The following is a 19971-nucleotide window of genomic DNA, read 5'->3' on the forward strand; positions in this document are numbered from 1 at the left end:
CCATGTTCCGCTTCCGCCGACCGACGGCCGACGATGCCGCGATGCTGCTGCGCTGGCGCACCGAGCCGTCGATCACCCGCTTCATGTTCACCGACCTGGAGAACCCGGACGTCGGGCGGCAGCGCGCGTGGCTGGCCGCGATGGACGCCCGCGCGGACTTCCGCCATTTCATCATCGAGCATGAGGGCCGCCCGGTCGGCTATCTTTCCTACTATGACATCGACCGGGTGCATCTGCGCTGCTCCTCCGGCTCGTACATCGTGGAGGAGAAGGACCGGCGGCGGCTTGCCGGCTTCCTGCACTGCTTCATCATGGACTTTTGCTTCTACGGACTGGGGATGAACAAGCTCTTCAACTATTTCATGGAGGGCAACGACACGGTCATCCGCATCCAGAGGGTTGTGAAGGCACGCGAGGTCGGGGTGCTGCGTCAGCATGTCCACAAATATGGCCGTTTCCACGACGTCCATGTGTTCGAGACTCTGCGGAGCGATTGGGAGGGGCACCCCCATATCTTTCCGCGCGAAACCACGCTGGCGGCCTTCGCGGAATAGGCCATGCGGCGGGGGGCTTACGTTGGGCGGTCGGCCGGGAAAGTTCGCCGTCACCCCCACCGAATGTTTGACCAATCCACCGCCGACGCGGTATGCGGCGGGGGTGGGGGCGGCGCTGCGGCGCCGGGAGCATGAGGGGAAGCACGGTGCGGCCTGAGGAAGCCTTGACGGACATCGACGTCACGCTGCTCGCCGGCGGTCTCGGCTCGCGCATGCGGGGCGTCGCGGGCGACACGCCCAAGGTGCTGGCGCCCATCGCGGGCCGCGCCTTTCTGGGACATCTGCTGGACCATCTGGCCGCCTACGGCGCGCGCCGGGTGGTGCTGTGCCTGGGCCATCTGGCCGACCGGGTCACGGCGTGGCTGGCGCAGGGCGACACCAACCGGTCGCTGGACGTCGTCTGCCAGATCGAGCCGAGCCAGATGGGCTCCGCCGCGGCGCTCGCCTACATCCGCAAGGACCTGAAGGCCGGCACCGTCCTGGTGATGAGCGGCGACACCTTCCTCGACGCCGACCTGCGCGCCTTCGTCGCCTCGCACCGCCTGTCGGGAGCGGAGGCGTCGGTGCTGTGCGTCGAGGTCGAGGACGCCGCCCGATTCGGCCGGGTCGAGGTCGGGCCGGACAGCCGGGTCCGCCGGTTCCTCGACAAGGCGCCGGGGCGCGGCGTCATCAACGCCGGGGTCTATCTCTTCTCCGCGGCCTTTCTCGACCGCATCGCGGCCTCCGGGGCCAGTTCGCTGACCCGCGACGTGCTGCACACGATGCCGCCGGGCACCCTGCACGGCCACATCGCCAAGGCCCGCTTCATCGACATGGGCACGCCGGAGAGTCTGGCGGTCGCCGCCAGCGTGATCGGCGGCCGCGAGACCTGAGCGGAGCGAGCGCCGTGGCGACGCTGGACGAGGCGCTGGCCATCGCGCTCGACCTTCACACCGCCGGGCGGACGGACGAGGCTGAAACCCTCTACGGGCGGATCCTCGACGCCGTTCCGGACGAGCCGAACGCCCTTCACCTCTACGGACTTCTCTGCGCCCAGGGCGGGCGGCTGGACCAAGCCGCCGACCTGCTGGGCCGGGCGGTGGCGCTGCGCGCGGGCCAGCCCGAATACCGCGCCAACCTCGCGGCGCTGCATCAGGCCCGCGGCAATCCCGCCGCCGCCGCGCAGGAATACCGGGCCGCCCTGCGTCTTTGCCCCGATTCGGCGGCGCTCGCCTTCCCGCTGGCGGCAGCGGCGCGGCAGGCGGGGACGGCGGGCTCGCCCTGGCGGCCTACCGCCGCACCACCGTCATCCAGCCCGACCTCGCCGAGCCGATGGCCCAGGCCGGAATCCTGCTGCGCTACGCGGAACGGACAAGCGAGGCCGTGTCCGCCCTGCGCCGCGCCGTCCGGCTGCGTCCCGACCATGGAGAGGCGTGGCATCACCTCGGCGTGGCGCTCCAGCGGATCAGGGACCCTGAGACGGTGACGGCGCTGGCGCAGGCCGTGCTCCTGCTGCCGGAAGACGCGACGGCCCGGCTCAATCTCGGGCGCGCCCAGTACGACGCGGGGCGTTGGGCCGCCGTCGTCGCGGCCCTGCGCGGCGCGTTGGCGCTCGACCCGGCGAACGACGGCGCGCTGGAGCTTCTGGCCGCCGCCCAGCGTAGGATGTGCGGGGAGGAGGGGGCTGTGAGGACGCTGCGCCGTCTCCTGCGGCTGCGTCCGGATTCGGCGAACGGCTGGCACGCGCTCTCCCTGTCCGGGCCCGGCGCCCTGGAATCGCTTCGCCGCGCGCTGGTCCTCCGGCCCGATCACCGCAGCGCGCTGAGCGGGCTGGCGAACCGTCTGCGGGACCGGCGGGAGATCGCGGACTCGCTGCGTCTGCACGACCGCGCCGTGCGCCTCCAGCCGTCCAGCGCCGAGGCGCGCTGGAACCGCTCGCTGGCGCGGCTCCTCGCCGGGGACCTGCTTGGCGGTTGGGAGGATTACGAGGCGCGCTGGGGCGTGGCCGAATTCCCGACGAGACCGCGGGGCCTGCCGCAGCCGCTGTGGAGCGGCGAGGGCATCGCCGGGCAGACCATCCTGCTGCACGAGGAACAGGGCCGCGGCGACGCCATCCAGTTCGTCCGCTACGCCCCTCTGGTCGCCGCCCGCGGCGCCCGCGTGCTGCTGGAGGTCGGCGCCGATCTGGTGCCGCTGTTCCGCGGCCTGCCGGGGGTGGAGCGGGTCGTCGCGCGGGGCGATGCTTTGCCCGCCTTCGACTGGCAGTGCCCGCTGCTCAGCCTGCCGCGGGCCTTCGCCACCCGGCTGGAGACCATTCCCGCCGCCGTCCCCTATCTGACCGCCGATCCGGCGCGCGCCGCGGCGTGGCGGGAACGGCTGGCCGGGGACGGTCTCGCGGTCGGTCTGGTCTGGGCCGGCAACCCGCAGTTCGCCGGTGACCGCGAGCGGTCGCCGGGGCTGGCGGCGCTGGCCCCGTTGCTGGCGGTGCCGGGCTGCCGGTTCTTCGGCCTGCAACTCGGCCCCGGCCATGACGACGTGGCGCGGCGGCCGATGCCCCCGTCCTTCACCGATCTGGCGCCGGAGATCCGGGACTTCGCCGACACCGCGGCGATCATGGCGTCGCTCGATCTGGTGGTGTCCTCCTGCACCGCCCCCGCCCATCTGGCCGGGGCGCTGGGCGTGCCGCTGTGGGTCCTGCTGTCCCACGCGCCGGACTGGCGCTGGCTGCTCGACCGCGCCGACAGCCCCTGGTACCCGACCGCCCGCCTGTTCCGCCAGCCCCGCCCCGGCGACTGGAACGCGGTGGCGGAGGAGGCCGCGGCGGCGTTGGAGGAGCGGGCTGCCGCACATTCTTGAAACCTTAACCACGCCGGGGATATCAGGAGGCGGGGCGCACCACGGGCGCCGGTTGGGGGAACAGCATGTCCGACATCGCCGGGGACCAAGCCGCCACGCTGAAGGCCCTGCTGGCCGAACGCCAGTTCAACGCTGACCGCCTCAACGCCCTGACGGACCACTGCGAGCGCATGCGCCGCGAGTTGGACGCGGACGCCCGCCTGTCCATCGCCGAGGACCTGCGCCGCGATCCGCCGACCGGCGAGACGGTGCTGCTCCACTCCGTGCTGTTCCAGCTCACCGGCGACCTCTACCACTACGAGCGGATTCTCCATTACCTGCTGCTGGGCGGGGAGCGGGTCGGGCCGCAGATGATGCACTACACCTACTGGTGCATGGCGCGGCAGCTGTTCCTGGCGGCGTCGGCGCCGGAGAAGCTGGCCGCCTTCGGTCCCTGCGACCTGTTCCGCTTCCATGAGGAGCTGGTGCGGGCCGTGGAGCGGCGCTGGGGCATCGTTCCGCCGCGCCATGTGCCGCGCGACGGGCCGATCCGCCGGGTGGCCGTGCTGACCAACCAGTTCACCAACGACCAGCATCAGCCCTCGCGCGACTGCTTCGACTACGCCAGCCGGCTCCAGGACGCGTTCGGGCTCGACGTCGCCATCATCAATTGCAACACCATGCCGCTGCGGGCCGAGAGCCTGTTCGTTCCGCCGATGATCGCGGAGCTGGTCACCGATTACGAGGGCGTCTTCGCGCTGACGATGTTCGGCCGGCAGGTGAAGATGGCGTCCTTCACCGACCGGGCCTTTTCGAAGGAGAAGCTGTCCACCATCGTCGGCGCCATCGACGGCTACGACCCCGATCTGCTGGTCACCTTCGGCGGGGCCAACGTGGTGGGCGACCTGTTCGCGGTGACAGACGCCCGGCCGGTGGTCTGCCTGCCCACAACGTCGGGCATGACCATCTCGCTGGCCCATCTGGTGCTGGGTTACGAGGAGGGGAACCACACGGACGCCCTGCCGGCGCTCTACCGCCGCCCCTTCGCGCGGCGCTTCCGGCCCTTCACGCTGGGCTTCTCCCCGCCCCCCACGGCGGGAGTCGGGGGCACGCTCGAGCTGGGCGATGCGGCCTTCGTCTTCGCTGTGGTCGGCACCCGCCTCGATCTGGAGGTGACGGCTGAGTTCCTCGCGCTGGCCGATTCCATCCTCGACCGCTGCCCCGGTGCCGTGATCGTCTTCGCCGGGGAGGTCGAGCGGTTGCCGGCCCGGCTGAAGGCGGCGCGCAACGGCGCGCGGATGCGCAGCCTGGGCCATCTCAAGGACATCCGCGCCTTCTACCGGCGCTGCCACGCCTACCTCAACCCGTCGCGCCAGGGCGGCGGCGGCAGCGCCGCCTACGCCATCGCCGAGGGGCTGCCGGTGGTCACGCTGGCCTGGGGCGACGTGGCGAGCGTGGCGGGGGCGGGGATACCCGTGCCGGACGCCGCCGCCTATGTGGAGCGCGCCGCCGCCCTCGTCGCCGACCCCGCGCTGCGGGAGCGGCAGGCGGAGCTGTCGCGCATCCGCTTCCGGACCGTCGGCGACCGCCACCGCTGCGCCGAACGGTTGCTGGCCTATGGCGAGGAGGCGCGCGACCTCCTGCGGGCGGCGGCCAAGGCGGACGCACAAAAGCAATCCCCGCCGCCCGCTTCCGTGGCAGAGTGACACCCGACCACCACAGCGAGACGCCTTCCGTGCCGCGCGACGTCATCATCAACGGCCGCCCCATCGGCCCCGGCCATCCGCCTTATCTGATCGCCGAGATGTCGGGCAACCACAAGGGCGATCTGAACCGGGCGCTCGCCCTGGTCGACGCCGCCAAGGAGGCCGGCGCCGACGCGGTCAAGCTGCAGACCTACACCGCCGACACCCTGACCATCGACCATGACGGGCCGGGCTTTCTGCTGGAGGGCGGGCTGTGGAAGGGCCGCACCCTGCACGACCTCTACCGCGAGGCCCACACCCCCTGGGAATGGCACGGCCCGCTGTTCGAGCGCGCCCGCGCCGTCGGCCTGACCATTTTCAGCTCCCCCTTCGACGACACGGCGGTGGAGCTTCTGGAGCGGCTGGACGCCCCGGCCTTCAAGATCGCCTCCTTCGAGCTGAACGACCTGCCGCTGATCCGCCGGGCGGCCCGCTCCGGCAGGCCGCTGATCCTCTCCACCGGCCTCGCCACGCTGGGCGAGATCGGGGAGGCGGTGGAGGCCGCGGGCGACGCGCCGCTCGTCCTGCTCCATTGCGTCAGCGGCTACCCGACCCCGCCCGAGGACTGCAACCTGCGCACCATCCCGCATCTGGCGCAGGCCTTCGGCGTCGCCGCCGGCCTGTCAGACCACACCCACGGCGCGGCGGTGCCGGTCGCCGCGGCGGCGCTGGGCGCGGTGGTGATCGAGAAGCACTTCACCCTGTCGCGCGCCGATGGCGGGGTGGACAGCGCCTTCTCGCTGGAGCCGGCGGAGTTCAAGGCGATGGCCGAGTCCGTCCGCACCGCCTGGGCGGCGCTGGGCCGCGTCCATTACGGGGTGAAGCCGAGCGAGGCGGGCGGGCGCGACTACCGCCGCTCCCTCTACGTGACCGCCGACGTGGCGGCGGGCGAGGCGCTGAGCGCCGCCAACGTCCGCTCCATCCGTCCCGGCTTCGGACTGGAGCCGAAGCATCTCCCCGCCGTCCTCGGGCGCCGTGCCGCCCGCTCCTTGGGGCGCGGCGAGCCGCTGCGCTGGGACATGCTGGCCCCGGAGGAGACATGAGCGTCGCCACGGTCAGGCCGCGCGTCGTCTGCATCTCGCAGGCCCGCATGACCTCGACCCGCCTGCCCGGCAAGGTGCTCATGGACGCGGCGGGGCGACCCCTGCTGGCTCATCATCTGGAACGTCTGGCACGTTGCCGGGCGGTTGACGCGCTGGTGCTGGCGACCACGGTGAACGGCACCGACGACCCGGTGGCGGAACTGGCGGAATCGCTCGGCGTGCCGGTCTTCCGCGGCGACGAGCAGGACGTGCTCGGGCGCTTCGCCGGGGCCGCCGCCATGGCCGGGGCGGAGGTGGTGGTGCGGGTCACCGCCGACTGCCCGCTGATCGATCCGGCGCTGGTGGATCGTCTGGTGACCGCCTTTCTGGGATCGACGCCTCCGCTGGATTATCTCAGTCTGGACGTCTCCCGCTTCCCGCGCGGGCTGGACGCGGAGGTCTTCACGCGCGCCGCCCTCGACGAGGCCGCCGCCGGTGCCGCCGAGCCGGTGGAACGCGAACACGTCACCGCCCACCTCTACCGCCGCCCGGAGCGTTTCCGCATCGGTCCGCCCCTGGTGCCGGAGGACGGCAGCGTCCTCGCCCAGCGCTGGTGCGTGGACGAGGCCGCCGACCTGGAGCTGGTCCGCCGCCTGCTGGGGGCGTTGCTTCCCAAAAAACCCGACTTCGGCTGGCAGGATTGTTGCAAAGTCCTGCGCGAGCACCCTGAATGGGCCGACCTGAACGGCAGCGTGCGTCAGAACACGCTCCACTGAAATGGAGACACCACCATGAACCGCAAGGATTTCCTGCTCGCGCTCGACGAGATGCTGGAGCTGGACGCCGGCACCCTGACCGGCGCGGAGGAACTCGACTCCATCGACTCCTGGGACTCGCTGGCCGTCATCAGCTTCATCGCGCTGGTTGACGAGAAGCTCGGCCACGTCGTCGAGGGCGAGAAGCTCGTCAAGGCGCAGACGGTGGACGACCTGCTCGCCCTGGCCGGCGTCGCCGTCGCGGCCTGACGCTCCAGTGACGCCAAAGGTTGACCGCTCCCCACGGCGCGGCCGCGCCGACATCGAGGGCGGTCCCGCCTCGTATCTGTCCATGGGGCGGGGCGGCGTTCCGGCCCTGCTGCTGCATGGCTTCGCCGGGGATTCGCTGACCTGGCAGTTCAACGCCGCGGCTCTGGCCGCCGGCCGCCGGGTTCTGGCGGTCGATCTGCCGGGGCACGGCGCCTCGACCCTGGAGGTCGGGGACGGCCGGGTCGGCGCCTTCGCTCCATGGCTGCTGCGCCTGCTGGACGCGCTGGAGATTTCGCGGGTCCACGCGGTCGGCCATTCGATGGGCGGCTATGTCGCGCTGGAACTGGCCCGTCTGGCCCCGGACCGGGTGGCGAGCCTGTCGCTGGTCGCCAGCGCCGGCCTCGGCCCCGACTTCGACCTGGAGTTCCTGCGGCGGGTCGCCGCTCTGGAGACGGTGGAGGAGGGGCGGGACTGCGCCGCGCGCCTGTTCGCGCGGCCCTGGCTGCTGGCGGGACGCGTCGGCGAGGTGATGCACGCCCAGGCCGCCGACCCCCGGCGCCGCGCCGCCCTGGAGCGGATCATCGCCGGCTCCTTCGCGGAGGCGCACCGGTCGTCCGACCCGGTGGACTGGGCGGCGTTTCCGATGCCGATCCAGCTTCTCTGGGGACGGGAGGACCGCATCATCCCGGTGCCGAGCGCCGAGCGCCTGCCCCCCGGTGCGCCGCTTCATCTCTTCGACAAGGCCGGGCACTTGCCGCATAGTGAGGCGGCAACCCCAGCAACGGCCACCCTCCACGACTTTCTTTCCGCATGCGACCCCCAATGACCGATTCCATGTTCGCGCTGATCGCCGAAGAGCTTGCCCGCATCGCCGCCGAGAAGGGGGAGACCCTGCCGGCGCTCGGCCCGGACACGCGCTTTCTGGGCGGGGATCTGCCGATCGATTCGCTCGACCTCGCCACCCTGCTGGTGGTGCTGGAGCAGCGCACCGGCCAGGACCCGTTCCGCGCCGGCTTCGTCCAGTTCAACACGGTCGGGGAGCTTGCGGCCCTTTACCGCCCGGCCCTCAGCCCTTCAGGCCTGCCCGCCGGGTCCGCATGAGCCTGCCGCCGCCCTCCTGGCTGCATCCCGGCGTTCGTCTGATCGAGGCGGAGCGCCGCGTCGGCTGGGCGGAGATCGCCGCGCAGGCCGACGCCTTCGAGGCGGCGTTCCGTGCCTCGGGGGGGAGGGTGGTCCTGCCGCCGCTGGGCGTGCCGGCCCTGGCCGCCGCCCTGGTCGCCGCCGAGCGGGCCGGCGTGGCGCTGCATCTGTCGCGCCGCGCCACGCCCGCGGAGGCGGTGGGCGAGCCCGGCGAGCCGGGCTTCGCCGTGCTGTTGGAGACCTCCGGCACCACCGGCGCGCCGAAGCTGATCCGGCACGACTTCCAGCGCCTGCGCGGACGCCTGCGCGGTGGCGTCGACCCGGACGCGCGCTGGCTGCTGGCCTATGAGCCGGCGTCCTTCGCCGGGCTGCAGGTGATCCTGACGGCGTTGGCGGCCGGGGCGACGCTGGTGTCGGCGCCCGGCGCCGGGGCGGCGGAACTGGCGCGCCTCGCCGTGGCGCACGCCGTCACCCACATCAGCGCGACGCCCAGCTTCTGGCGCGCCTTCCTGCTGGCGCTCGACGGCGAGGCCCCGCCGCTTGCGGCCGTCACGCTGGGCGGCGAGGTGGCCGACCAGCCGCTTCTCGACCGGCTGGCGGCGCGGTTCCCGACCGCCAAGCTGCGGCACATCTACGCTTCGACGGAGGCCGGGGCGCTCTTCGCGGTGGGAGACGGCATGGCCGGCTTTCCCGCCGCCTGGCTGGATGGCGGCATCGACGGGGTGGGGTTGCGTGTCCGCGATGGTGTGCTGGAGGTGAACAGCCCCCGCGCCATGCTCGGCCTGGAGGTCGGCCATGGGGTCGTCCATGGCGGCGGCTGGCTGTCCACCGGTGACATCGTGGAGCTGCGCGGCGACCGCGCGCTGTTCGCCGGGCGGCTCGACGGGCGGATCAATGTCGGTGGCGTCAAGGTCTCCCCGGAGGTGGTGGAGCAGATCCTGCTGGACGTTCCGGGCGTTCGGGACGCCCTGGTCGAGGCCGCGGCCAACCCGGTGACCGGCCACATCCTGACCGCCCGGGTGGTCCCCGCCCCGGGGACGGACGAGGCCGGTCTGCGCGCCGCGATCCGCAACGCCGTGGCCGACCTGCCGCCCGCGGCTCGTCCCCGGCTGGTGACCATGACCGGAAGCATCGCCCTGGGCGCGGCGGGCAAGAAGACGCGGAAGGGAACGGCATGAGCGGCAAACGGCACGTCATCGTTACCGGCGGCAGCCGCGGGCTGGGGCTGGGCATCGTCGAGGCGCTGCTGGCCGACGGCTACCGGGTCTCCACCTGCAGCCGCGCGCCGAGCGCCGCACTGGAACGGCTGGCCGGGCCGGACCTGTTCTGGCAGGCCTGCCGGATCGGCGACGGGGATCAGGTGCGCGCCTTCACGGAGGCCGCGCTGGACTGGGGCGGCGGGGCGCCGCTCTGGGGACTGGTCAACAACGCCGGGATCGCGCGCGAGGGCGTGCTGGCGACCTTCCCCGAGATCGACGTGGAGGAGGTCGTCCAGGTCAACCTGACCGGCGCCATCCAGGTCGCCCGCGCCTTCCTGCGGGCCAAGCTGGTGAAGCGGGGGCCTGGGCGGATCGTCAACATCTCGTCGATCATCGGGCAGCGGGGCTACACCGGCCTGTCCGCCTATTCGGCGTCGAAGGCCGGGCTGGACGGGCTGACCCGCGCCCTGGCCCGCGAAGTCGGGCGGCTCCAGGTCACCGTCAACTCCGTTGCGCCCGGCTACCTCGCCACCGAGATGTCGGTCACCCTGGCCGAGGGGCAGCGCGACCAGATCGTGCGGCGCACGCCGCTGGGCCGGCTGGGCGAGGTGGCCGACGTCGTCCCGGTGGTGCGGTTCCTGCTGGGCGACGGGGCGGGCTTCGTGACCGGCCAGACCATCGTCGTGGACGGCGGCATCACCGGCTGACGGAAGGAGGCGCCCCATGGTGGCCAGCGTGATCGATGGCGTCGCCCTGACCGGCCTCGTCGCCTGCGTTCCGGAGCGGCGCGAGACGGTGGAGGATCTGGCCGCCCGTTTCGGCGAGGACGCCGCCCGCCGGATCGCCAAGGCGACGGGCATCGAGGCCCGGCACCTCGCACCGCCGCACCAATGCACCTCGGACCTCGGCGAGGCCGCGGCGCGGCGCCTGCTCGACCGGCTGGGCTGGACGGCGGACAGCGTCGACCTTCTGGTCATGGTCACCCAGACCCACGACCACATCCTGCCGGCCTCGGGCTATCTCCTCCATCACCGGCTGGGGCTGGGCAAGGGTGCCGCGGTGCTCGACCTGACGCTCGGCTGCTCCGGTTACGTCCATGGCCTGTGGACCGCGTCGGCGATGCTGAAGGCGGCCGGCGGACGGCGGGCGCTCCTGGTCGCGGGCGACACGACGTCGCGCGTGATCGACCCCGGCGACCGGGCCGTGGCGCCCCTGTTCGGCGACGCCGCGACGGCGACGGCGCTGGTGGCTGAGGCGGGGGCGGCGCCCATGGTCTTCGCGCTGGGCAGCGACGGTGCCGGCGCCCCCTACCTCGCCGTCCCCGGCGGCGGTCTGCGGCGGCCGGACGAGCCCGCGCATCTGTTCATGGACGGCACCCAGGTCTTTGCCTTCACCCTGCGCGAGGTGCCCGGCAACATCCGCGCGGTTCTGGAGCGCGCCGGGTGGGCGATGGAGGCGGTCGACCGCTTGGTGCTGCATCAGGCCAACGCCCAGATGATCCGACACCTCGCCCAGAAGCTCGGGGCGACCCCCGCGCAGACGGTGGTCGGGCTCGCCGGGTTCGGCAACACCAGTTCGGCGTCCATCCCACTGGCGCTGGCCTCCGAACTGGGAGGGGCGCTGCACGGCGGTCCGCTGCGCCTTCTGCTCTCGGGATTCGGTGTCGGCTGGTCGTGGGGGAGCGTTGCGCTGACCGCCGGCCCGCTCGCCGCCTGCGAGGTGATCACGCTCCCTGCAAGCTCGGCAGAATCTGCCGGGTCGGATGCGCAACCGGCAAAGGGTGCCGGGAGGGAGGCAAATCTTGCCCAGTTCCCGGCAAAAATTGCCGACCCCTGATTTGCCCGGAGGCAGGATTTTCCTCGCCTGGGCGGCAAATTCGATCTGGCCCATTTATTGCCTACCGGTAGCCCGAGGGAATTAGTCCCTCTCCGTACGCGCACCGTCGTGCGGATCGACATCCTCCAAAAGGAGTGACTCCATGGCTACCAGCGACATCTCCCTCTCGTCGTCGATGCGCACGAACCTGCTGCAGCTGCAGGGCGTCCAGGACTCGATCGCGAAGAAGCAGAACATCCTCGCCACCGGCAACAAGATCAACTCGGCGCTCGACGGCCCGACGTCCTTCTTCGCCGCAAAGAACCTGACCCAGCGCGCCGGCGACCTGACCGCGCTGAAGGACACGATGGGTCAGGCCATCAGCACCATCAAGGCCGCCGACAAGGGCCTGACCTCGATCGACGACATGATCGAGCAGGCGCGAGGCCTGACCACCGCCGCCTATTCCGCTCTGGGCACCGACGCCGGCTCCGTCGCCACCCGCAAGTCGCTCTCCAACCAGTTCAACGCGCTGAAGGAGCAGATCGACAAGCTGGCCGGTGACTCCGCCTACGGTGGCAAGAACCTGCTGGCCGGCAACGGGCTGCGGCTGGACTCCACCAGCGACTCGCGCCGCGCCGTCAACACCATCCAGGGCATCGAGAACGCCCGCGTCACCAACGTGGTGTCGACCGACACCTACACGGTGCGCGTCAAGGGCGACGGCTCCATCGAGGGCGCGGCCGGCGAGATCAACAGCGCCGAGATGGCCCACGGCCTGGTCGGCCTGAAGCTGTCCGGCACGATGTCGACGTCGGCGGGCAGCTTCTCGGACGTGCAGATCGAGGTCCGCGGCGCGAAGGGCCGTGAGCGGTCGTTCATCGTCACGGACGGCAACGAGTCGCGCACGATCAGCTACTTCGACAACAGCCAGACCATCGCCGCCAACACGACGACGGCGGCCAAGTCGGGCACCGCGCAGATCACCCAGGTGTCGATGGGCGGTACGATCGAGGCCGGCGACAGCTTCACGATCACCGTCGAAGACCAGACCTTCACCTACACCGCCACCGCCGGCGACGTCGCGACGGGCCAGACCGCCCGCGTCAACATCGCCAACCAGCTGAAGGCGTCGATCAACAACGCGCTGGGCGCCAACGGCCGCCTCAGCGGCAAGGACGTCCAGACCGTCACGACCAACGCGACCGGCACGATCACGCTGTCGGGTGCGACGACGACCAACGCCGCCCGCGAGATGAACGTCAAGGCGACGGCCGAGAACGCCCTCACCAAGCGCATCTCCGAGAGCTTCGCGTCGGGCACCATCGTGTCCTTCACGGTGGACCGCAACCTGCTGGAGCAGGCCGCCAACAACGGCAACGGCATCTCGACCATCGAGAAGAAGGTCGACATCCAGATCCAGGTCAGCAACCTGAGCGGCGCCACGGTGACCCGCGACGGTATGGCCAAGCGCGGCGAGGGCAAGCTGTCGGAGGGCGAGAACGCCTTCGCGTTCGACACCGGCACGGTGCGCTTCAACGTCGACCAGAAGAACATCAAGCAGGCGGCGGCGGCCAACTCCGCGGCCAACCTGGTCTCGGTGCAGGTGACCGACGCCAACACGTCGAACGATCTGACGGTGCAGCTCAACGAGCGCAACACCAACGCGATCACGGTGCAGGCCCAGAACCTGACCACCAGCGGCCAGGGCCTGCGTCTGGACTACGCGCAGAACGACTGGACCGACCGCTCCGACATCGACAAGGCGGTCGCCAGCATCGACTACGCGAAGCAGACCCTGCGGTCGTCTTCGCAGACGCTGTCGACCAACCTGAACGTCATCACGACCCGTGAGAACTTCACCAAGGAGTTCAGCGACGTGCTGACGGAAGGCGCGAGCAAGCTGACGCTGGCCGACCAGAACGAGGAAGGCGCCAACCTGCTGATGCTGCAGACCCGCCAGCAGCTCGGCACCATCGCCCTCTCGCTGGCCAACCAGTCGCAGCAGTCGATCCTGCGTCTGTTCTAAGCCTGAGAGTTCGGGTAGGATTACGCCCGGCGGGCGGCGGCGCGAGCCGCCGCCCGTTTCATTTGGTGCGGTGCTTTCCGACAAGCGCTTTCCGCTTCCGCGCGCCGCCGAGACAAGGACCGGGTCCGTTTCATGCCTCTGAAGTTCGTTCTCCGCCCCAATGAAAAGGTCATCATCAACGGCGCGGTCATCGGGGCCGGCGACCGTCCGGGTTCGTTCTTCCTTTACAACACCGCCAACTTCCTCCGCGGGCGTGAGGTGTTGAAGGAAGAGCAGATCGATTGCATCGAAAAGAAGCTCTACTTCGTCATCCAGCTTATCTACATTTTTCCGGAAGACGCGGTTCTCAATCTGCAGCGCTTCGCTTCGATCCTGGGCGAGACGCGTGATGCGCGCCCTGATTGCCGCGATGATCTCGACGAGATCGAGCGGTTGGTGGAGGCCCGCAATTATTACCGCGCGCTGAAAATCTGCCGGAAGATGTTCAAGGGCGGCGATGCCTCCTCCAACGCCTCGGAAGGGGCGGCGGAAAGCCCGGCGGCCGATCCGGCGCCGTGATCGACGCGGGCGTCGGGGATTGGGACGGCCAATCCGTGGACGCGCTTCTGACCGACGCCATCGACCGGCACCGGGCGGGCAATCTGGAGGAGGCGCGGCAGCTCTACCACCGCATCCTGTCCGCTGATCCCGCCCATGCCGATGCCCGTCACCTGTCGGGGATCGCCGCCTATCAGGCCGGCGAGTCCGGGCGGGCGGCGGCGTGCTTTCGGGCGACCGTGGCGACCAATCCATCCTTCGCCCCGGCCTATAACAGCCTGGGCAACGTCTTCGCCGACCGGGGCGAGCCGGAGCACGCCATCCGCGCCTATCGCCGCGCCATCGCGCTTCAGGACGGCTACGCCGAGGCGCTCGGCAATCTCGGCTTTCTTTTCCAGGCGCAGGATCGGATCGGCGACGCCATCGCGGCTTACGAGGAGGCGCTGCGCGCCGATCCCGAACGCACGGCGACCCGCTTCGATCTGGCGGTCCTCTACCGGCGCCTTGGCCGTCTCGACGAGGCCGCCCTGGCCTTCTACCGGGTCGTCCAGGCACGGCCGGACCATAGGGAGGCGTGGCGCAGCCTGGCGCTCGTGCTGCGGGTCCTGGGCCATTCCGACGCCGAATTGTGCCTGCGCCGCGCCTTGGCCGACGACCCGACCGACCGCGAGGTGGCGCGCGACCTGGGAACGCTCCTGAACGGGCGCGGCGACTTCGCCGAAGCCGTGGCGGTTCTGACTCCGGCGGTGGATGCCGACAGCGGACAGGACGCCCGCCTGATCTTCCATCTGGGCAGCGCGCTCCAGGGGGACGGACGGTTGGCGGAGGCGGTGGGCCGCTACCGTGACGCGCTGTCCAGGGACCCGCTGCTGGCGGGGGGGTGGAACAATCTCGGCGTGGCCCTGCTTGACCTGGGTGACCACACCGCCGCGGTGGCGGCTCTGCGGACCTGCATCGCGCTGCATCCCACCGACGCGGTGGCCTTCAACAATCTGGGCACCGGCCTCGACGGCGTCGGCCGGCCCCTGGAGGGCGCGCGGGTCTTCCAGCGCGCCTTGACGATCCGGCCGGACTACGGCAAGGCGCTGAACAATCTGGGCAATTCCCACCGGGTCGCGCGCCGGGCCGAGGCCGCCACGGCGTTGTACCGGCGCGCGCTGATCGTCCAGCCGGACTATCCCGACAGCTACACCAACCTCGGCAACATCCTCAAGGACGGCGACGACTGGCAGGGCGCGCTGCGCCTGCACCGGCGCGCGGTGCGGCTGGCGCCGCGGAGCGCCATCGCGCTGACCACCATGGGCCTTGCCCTGAACGTGCTGGGACGGAACGGGGAGGCGGAGACCGCGCATCGGCGCGCCCTGTCCATCGATGTCGCGCATGCGGAAGCCTATGCCAACCTCGGCATGCTGCAATGGCAGACGATGCGCGTGGCCGAAGCGGAGCGGACCCTGCGCCGTGCCTTGCGCATCGATCCCACCCTGGCCGCGGCACGGCTGAACTTCGCTCTGGTCAGCCTCGCGACGGGCAACCTGCGGGAAGGCTGGCCGGCCTATCGGGACCGCTTCAAGGCCAAGGAGCATCCGGAGCGCGCCATCGCGGCGCCGCTCTGGCAGGACGACGGTGTGACCGTGCCTCGTCTCCTGGTCTGGCGCGAGCAGGGTGTGGGGGACGAGATCATGTTCGCCTCCTGCTATCCCGCCTTGGCGGATCGCGTGGCGGCGGATCGCGTGGCGGCGGATGGCGCGGCGGCGGGTCGGGTCGGCCATGTCATCCTGGAGTGCGACCATCGGCTGGTCAGCCTGTTCGCCCGCTCCTTTCCCTGGGCCACCGTCCGGGCTGACAGCAGCGCCGCCGACGGGATGGGGGCGCCGGTTCCGGCCGATTGCGACGCCCACATCGCCGCCGGCGCCCTGCCACGCCTCCTGCGCCGTGACTTGACGAGTTTTCCAGCCGGTCCCTGGCTGGTTCCCGACCCGGAACGCCTCGCCCTTTGGCGGGAGCGGCTGGCCGCCCTGGCGCCCGGCTTGAGGGTCGGCATCGCCTGGCGCAGCCAGCTGATGACGACCGAACGAAAGGCCGCCTACATCACCCTGGAGGCGTTCGCCCCCCTGTTCACGATCCCCGGGTTGGTTCTCGTCAACCTTCAGTACGGCGACTGTGCGGCGGAGATCGCCGCGGCGGAGGCGCGTTTCGGCGTGACCATCCACCGTTGGGACGATCTGAATCTGAAGGACGATTTCGAGGGCGCGGCGGCCCTGACCGCCGCGCTGGATCTCGTCATCGCACCCGCCGTGTCCACCGGCGAGCTGGCCGGGGCTCTGGGCGTGCCGGCCTGGCGCATCGGCGCCCGCGACTGGACCCAACTGGGCACCGGGGTCCGTCCCTGGTATCCGACGATGCGCCTCTTCCAGCCGCGCCCCGGCGAGACGCTGGAAGCCGTCATGGAGCGCGTCGCGCGGACCCTGAGCGATCTCCTGCGGCCGGTCCAGGCCATGACGAGCCGTCCACCCGTGGCGCCGGCGGTGCCTGCGGATGCCGAGGCGCTGATCACCGAGGCCATCGCCCGCTACCGCGCCGGAGCGTTGCAAGACGCGGAAGACCTTTGCCGTGCGGCGTTGGACGCCGCGCCGGAGCATCCCGTCGCCCTTCACCTGTTGGGAATTCTGCGGCATCGCCAGGGCGATGCCGAGGGTGCGGCGGCGGCGCTGGCCCTTGCCGTGACGGCCGACGCCGGCAACGCCGCCGCGCACGCGGCCCTGGCCGATGCCTGTCAGGCGCTGGGGCGGCACGACGCCGCACGGGCGGCGCAGGGCAACGCCCTTCTGCTCCGTCCGGACGCGGCGGAGCATTGGCTCAACCGCACCGCCCTGCTGCGTGGGCTGGGCGAGGGAGCCGAAGCGGAGGTCTGCGCGCGGCGTGCCCTGCGGATCCGCCCGCAACTCGGCGTGGCGCACACCCATCTGGGCCATCTGCTCGCCGAGCGCGAGGACCGTGAGGGCGCGGAGCGGAGTCACCAACGCGCGCTCGCCCTGGCGCCGTCGGACGCCGATGCGCTGGTGAATCTCGGCGCCTTCCGCCTGCGCGCCGATCAACCGACGGAGGCGGAGCGGCTGCTGCGCCATGCCGCCGCGAGCGCTCCGGACTCCGCCGCCGCCTGGAGCCACCGTGGCAGCGCGCTCGACCGGCTCGGCCTTGTCGAGGAGGCGTTGGCCTGCCACCGCCGGGCCGTCGACCGCGCGCCGGAGATGGCGGAGGCGTGGGCAAACCTCGCCCTGCATTGGGCGCGGCGGCAGCACCCGGCGGAGGCCGTCGATTCCTACCGCCAAGCCATCCGGATCAATCCCGCGCTGCCGACCGCCCATTACAATCTGTCGCTCCTGCTGCTGGAGCAGGGAGACCTCCGCTCCGCATGGCCGGAGCACGAGTGGCGGTTCGACACCCCGCAGTTCCGCGGCCAGAAGCGCCAATTCGCGGCACGGCCCTGGCGTGGCGAGAACATCGCTTCCGCCCGCCTGCTGGTCTGGCGGGAGCAGGGCGTGGGCGACGAGATCCTCTTCGCCTCCTGCTATCCCGATCTGCTGCGCCGCGCCGGGCATCTGGTGGTCGAATGCGACCGCCGTCTGGTGTCTCTGTTCGCGCGCTCCCTGCCCGGTGCGACGGTTCGCCCGCCGACCGTGGAGCCGCGCGACGTGGACGTGCAGATCGCCGCCGGGTCGCTGCCGCGGCTGCTGCGGTCCGATTGGAAGCGGTTCCCGGCCCGGCCCTGGCTGGTCCCCGATCCTGGACGCCTGGACCGCTGGCGCGACCGGCTGGCCGCTCTGGGACCGGGGCTGAAGGTCGGCATCGCGTGGCGCAGCCAGATCATGGATGGCGAACGCCGCGCCGCCTACGTAACGCTGGACGCCTTCGCGCCGCTGTTCGCTCTGCCGGGGGTGGTGTTCGTCAACCTTCAGTATGGCGATTGCGCGGTGGAGATCGCCGCGGCGGAGGCGCGCTTCGGTGTGACCATCCACCGCTGGGACGATCTCGACCTGAAGGACGACTTCGAGGCCGCGGCGGCGCTGACCGCCAATCTGGATCTGGTCCTCACGCCCGCCATCTCCACCGGCGAACTGGCCGGTGCCCTCGGCGTGCCGGTGTGGCGGATCGGGCACCGCGACTGGACCCAGCTCGGCACCGGGGTCCGCCCCTGGTTCCCGTCGATGCGCCTGTTCCAGCCCCGCACCGGCGAAGGCTTGGCCGACGTCATGGGCCGGATGGCAGCGACGCTGCGCCGCCTCATGCCCACGGACGACGACCCGCCGCCCGGTGGCTTGCCGCAGGGCGTTCCGGACGACCCGGACAGGCTGTTGGAGACCGCCGCCGCGCTTCACCGGGACGGCCGCCTGGCCGAGGCGGCGCCCCTGTACGAGCGTGTGCTGAAGGCCAAAGCGGACCACCCGGTCGCCCTGCACCTGTCCGGGCTGTTGGAGCATCAAACCGGCGATTCCGCCGCGGGGGCGGCGCGCATCGCCCGTGCCCTGGACGCGCTGCCCGCGTACGGCGCCGCCCATTCGAGCCTGGGGACGGTGCTGCTGGCGCTCGGCCGTGCGCCGGGGGCGGCGCGCCGTTTCCGGCTGGCGCTCGCCCTGCAACCGGCGGCCGCGGCGGCTCTCACCAACCTCGGCAACGCACTGGAGGCCGCGCACGCCCTCACCGCCGCCGCCGAGGCCCATCGCCGGGCGACCTTGGCCGACCCGGCCCTGGCGGAGGCGCACGACAATTGGGGCGCGGTGCTGACCCGGCTCGGCGCGTTGGGGCCGGCCGAGGAGCGCCATCGCCACGCGTTGCGCCTGGCCCCGAACCGCGCGGACGGCTGGTCGAACCTGGGGGTGGCGCTGCGCCGGGCGGGGCGTCTGGACGAGGCGGGGCGGGCGCTGATGCGGGCCGTGGCCCTGGTGCCGGCCCTGGGGGATGCGCTGGCCAATCTGGGGCGTTTGCTGCGCGACCGGGGCGAGACCGTGGCGGCGGAGCGCTGGTGCCGCCGCGCCCTGGCGGCCGAACCGGGGCACCCGGCGGCGGCCTTCAACCTTGGCCTTCTGGATCTGGCCCGCGGCCGGCTGGAATCGGGGTGGCGCGGCTATGACGCCCGCTTCCGCGCCCGCGAACTGTCCGGCGCCGCCCGTGCCGTTCCCGTTCCCGCCTGGGAGGGGGAGGACCCCGCCGGCCTGCGCCTGCTGGTCTGGGCGGAGCAGGGGATCGGCGACGAGATAATGTTCGCCGGTTGCCTGGATGAACTGATCGCGCGGGCCGCCGCGGTGGTGGTGGAGTGCGACCGGCGGTTGGTGCCGTTGTTCGCGCGGTCCTTTCCCCGCGCGGATTGGCGCCCGGCCCCGGCGGACCCGGAAGCGCCCTGCGCCGGCATCGACCGCCACGTCGCCATGGGATCGTTGCCACGTTGGCTAAGGCCCCGTTTCGATCGCTTCCCAGCGCGCCCGTCCTTCCTGGTCGCCGATCCGGAGCGGGCCGCCCGCTGGCGGGAGCGGGTGACGGCGCTCGGCCCCGGCCTCAAGGTGGGAATCGCGTGGCGCAGCGGGCTGATGACCGCGGAACGCCGGGGCGCCTACGCGCCGCTGGACGCGTGGGGGCCGGTGTTTGCGCTGCCCGGCCTGGTTTTCGTCACCCTGCAATACGGTGATTGCGCCGCCGAGATCGCCGAGGCGGAGCGGCGCTTCGGGGTGACCATCCACCGCTGGGGCGATCTGGACCTCAAGGACGACCTGGAGGGGGTGGCGGCCCTGATGACGGCCCTCGACCTCGTCGTCACGCCGGCGAGTTCGGTGGGGGAGTTGGCGGGGGCGCTGGGGGTGCCGGTCTGGCGGTTCGGGCCGCAGGGGGACTGGACGGCGCTGAGCACCGGCGTCAGACCCTGGTTCCCGGCAATGGTTCTGGTTCCCGCACCAGCGGGAGAGCCGGCTTCCGGTGCCTTGCCGAGGATCGCGCGCCGGCTGGCGGCGCTTCGTTCCGTGTCCGAACCGCTCACCAAGCCGGGCGGATAAAGAAAGCCGGGAGCGAACCGTCCGCCGCCCCCGACTTTACGAATCGGATC

General features: G+C 71.7%; 16 protein-coding genes. All 16 read left to right on the plus strand.

Going from position 1 to position 19971, the window contains the following annotated elements; all coding sequences use genetic code 11:
- Nucleotides 1–2: 2 nt before the first annotated feature.
- Nucleotides 3–554: a GNAT family N-acetyltransferase gene (locus ABVN73_RS16235; RefSeq protein ID WP_353860656.1), complete on the plus strand. Its 552-nt coding sequence runs from the start codon at nt 3–5 to the stop codon at nt 552–554.
- Nucleotides 555–718: 164 nt separating this feature from the next.
- Nucleotides 719–1426: a sugar phosphate nucleotidyltransferase gene (locus ABVN73_RS16240; RefSeq protein ID WP_353860657.1), complete on the plus strand. Its 708-nt coding sequence runs from the start codon at nt 719–721 to the stop codon at nt 1424–1426.
- A 14-nt stretch (nt 1427–1440) separates the two neighbouring features.
- Complete coding sequence (locus ABVN73_RS16245) at nt 1441–2019, plus strand: tetratricopeptide repeat protein (protein WP_353860658.1); 579 nt, start codon at nt 1441–1443, stop codon at nt 2017–2019.
- Nucleotides 1917–3389, plus strand: coding sequence for a hypothetical protein (locus tag ABVN73_RS16250; protein ID WP_353860659.1), 1473 nt, complete (start codon nt 1917–1919; stop codon nt 3387–3389). Before ABVN73_RS16245 ends, ABVN73_RS16250 begins: the two co-directional genes overlap by 103 nt.
- A 65-nt stretch (nt 3390–3454) precedes the next feature.
- The gene (locus ABVN73_RS16255; protein WP_353860660.1) at nt 3455–5074 is read left to right on the plus strand and encodes a glycosyltransferase; all 1620 of its coding nucleotides are present in this window, start codon (nt 3455–3457) and stop codon (nt 5072–5074) included.
- A gap of 29 nt (nt 5075–5103) precedes the next feature.
- On the plus strand, nt 5104–6156 hold the full coding sequence (gene pseI, locus ABVN73_RS16260) for a pseudaminic acid synthase (protein ID WP_353860661.1): 1053 nt from the start codon (nt 5104–5106) through the stop codon (nt 6154–6156).
- On the plus strand, nt 6153–6911 hold the full coding sequence (locus ABVN73_RS16265; protein WP_353860662.1) for a glycosyltransferase family protein: 759 nt from the start codon (nt 6153–6155) through the stop codon (nt 6909–6911). Before pseI ends, ABVN73_RS16265 begins: the two co-directional genes overlap by 4 nt.
- Before the next feature lie 15 nt (nt 6912–6926).
- Complete coding sequence (locus ABVN73_RS16270) at nt 6927–7160, plus strand: acyl carrier protein (protein WP_353860663.1); 234 nt, start codon at nt 6927–6929, stop codon at nt 7158–7160.
- 7 nt (nt 7161–7167) lie between these two features.
- The gene (locus tag ABVN73_RS16275) at nt 7168–7986 is read left to right on the plus strand and encodes an alpha/beta fold hydrolase (protein ID WP_353860664.1); all 819 of its coding nucleotides are present in this window, start codon (nt 7168–7170) and stop codon (nt 7984–7986) included.
- Nucleotides 7983–8261: an acyl carrier protein gene (locus ABVN73_RS16280; protein ID WP_353860665.1), complete on the plus strand. Its 279-nt coding sequence runs from the start codon at nt 7983–7985 to the stop codon at nt 8259–8261. Before ABVN73_RS16275 ends, ABVN73_RS16280 begins: the two co-directional genes overlap by 4 nt.
- Nucleotides 8258–9478, plus strand: a complete 1221-nt coding sequence (locus ABVN73_RS16285; RefSeq protein WP_353860666.1) for a fatty acid--CoA ligase family protein — start codon at nt 8258–8260, stop codon at nt 9476–9478. The genes ABVN73_RS16280 and ABVN73_RS16285 overlap by 4 nt, the downstream gene beginning before the upstream one ends.
- A complete protein-coding gene (locus ABVN73_RS16290; protein ID WP_353860667.1) occupies nt 9475–10206 on the plus strand; it encodes an SDR family oxidoreductase in 732 nt (243 codons plus the stop codon). Before ABVN73_RS16285 ends, ABVN73_RS16290 begins: the two co-directional genes overlap by 4 nt.
- A gap of 16 nt (nt 10207–10222) precedes the next feature.
- On the plus strand, nt 10223–11335 hold the full coding sequence (locus ABVN73_RS16295; RefSeq protein ID WP_353860668.1) for a ketoacyl-ACP synthase III: 1113 nt from the start codon (nt 10223–10225) through the stop codon (nt 11333–11335).
- A gap of 142 nt (nt 11336–11477) precedes the next feature.
- Complete coding sequence (locus tag ABVN73_RS16300) at nt 11478–13343, plus strand: flagellin (protein ID WP_353860669.1); 1866 nt, start codon at nt 11478–11480, stop codon at nt 13341–13343.
- A gap of 132 nt (nt 13344–13475) precedes the next feature.
- On the plus strand, nt 13476–13901 hold the full coding sequence (locus ABVN73_RS16305) for a flagellar biosynthesis repressor FlbT (RefSeq protein ID WP_353860670.1): 426 nt from the start codon (nt 13476–13478) through the stop codon (nt 13899–13901).
- Nucleotides 13898–19921 carry a tetratricopeptide repeat protein gene (locus ABVN73_RS16310; protein WP_353860671.1) on the plus strand — a complete coding sequence of 2008 codons (6024 nt, stop codon included), beginning with the start codon at nt 13898–13900 and terminating at the stop codon, nt 19919–19921. The genes ABVN73_RS16305 and ABVN73_RS16310 overlap by 4 nt, the downstream gene beginning before the upstream one ends.
- Nucleotides 19922–19971 lie beyond the last annotated feature (50 nt).

The organism is Azospirillum formosense (assembly GCF_040500525.1).
Taxonomy (GTDB): Bacteria; Pseudomonadota; Alphaproteobacteria; order Azospirillales; family Azospirillaceae; genus Azospirillum; species Azospirillum formosense_A.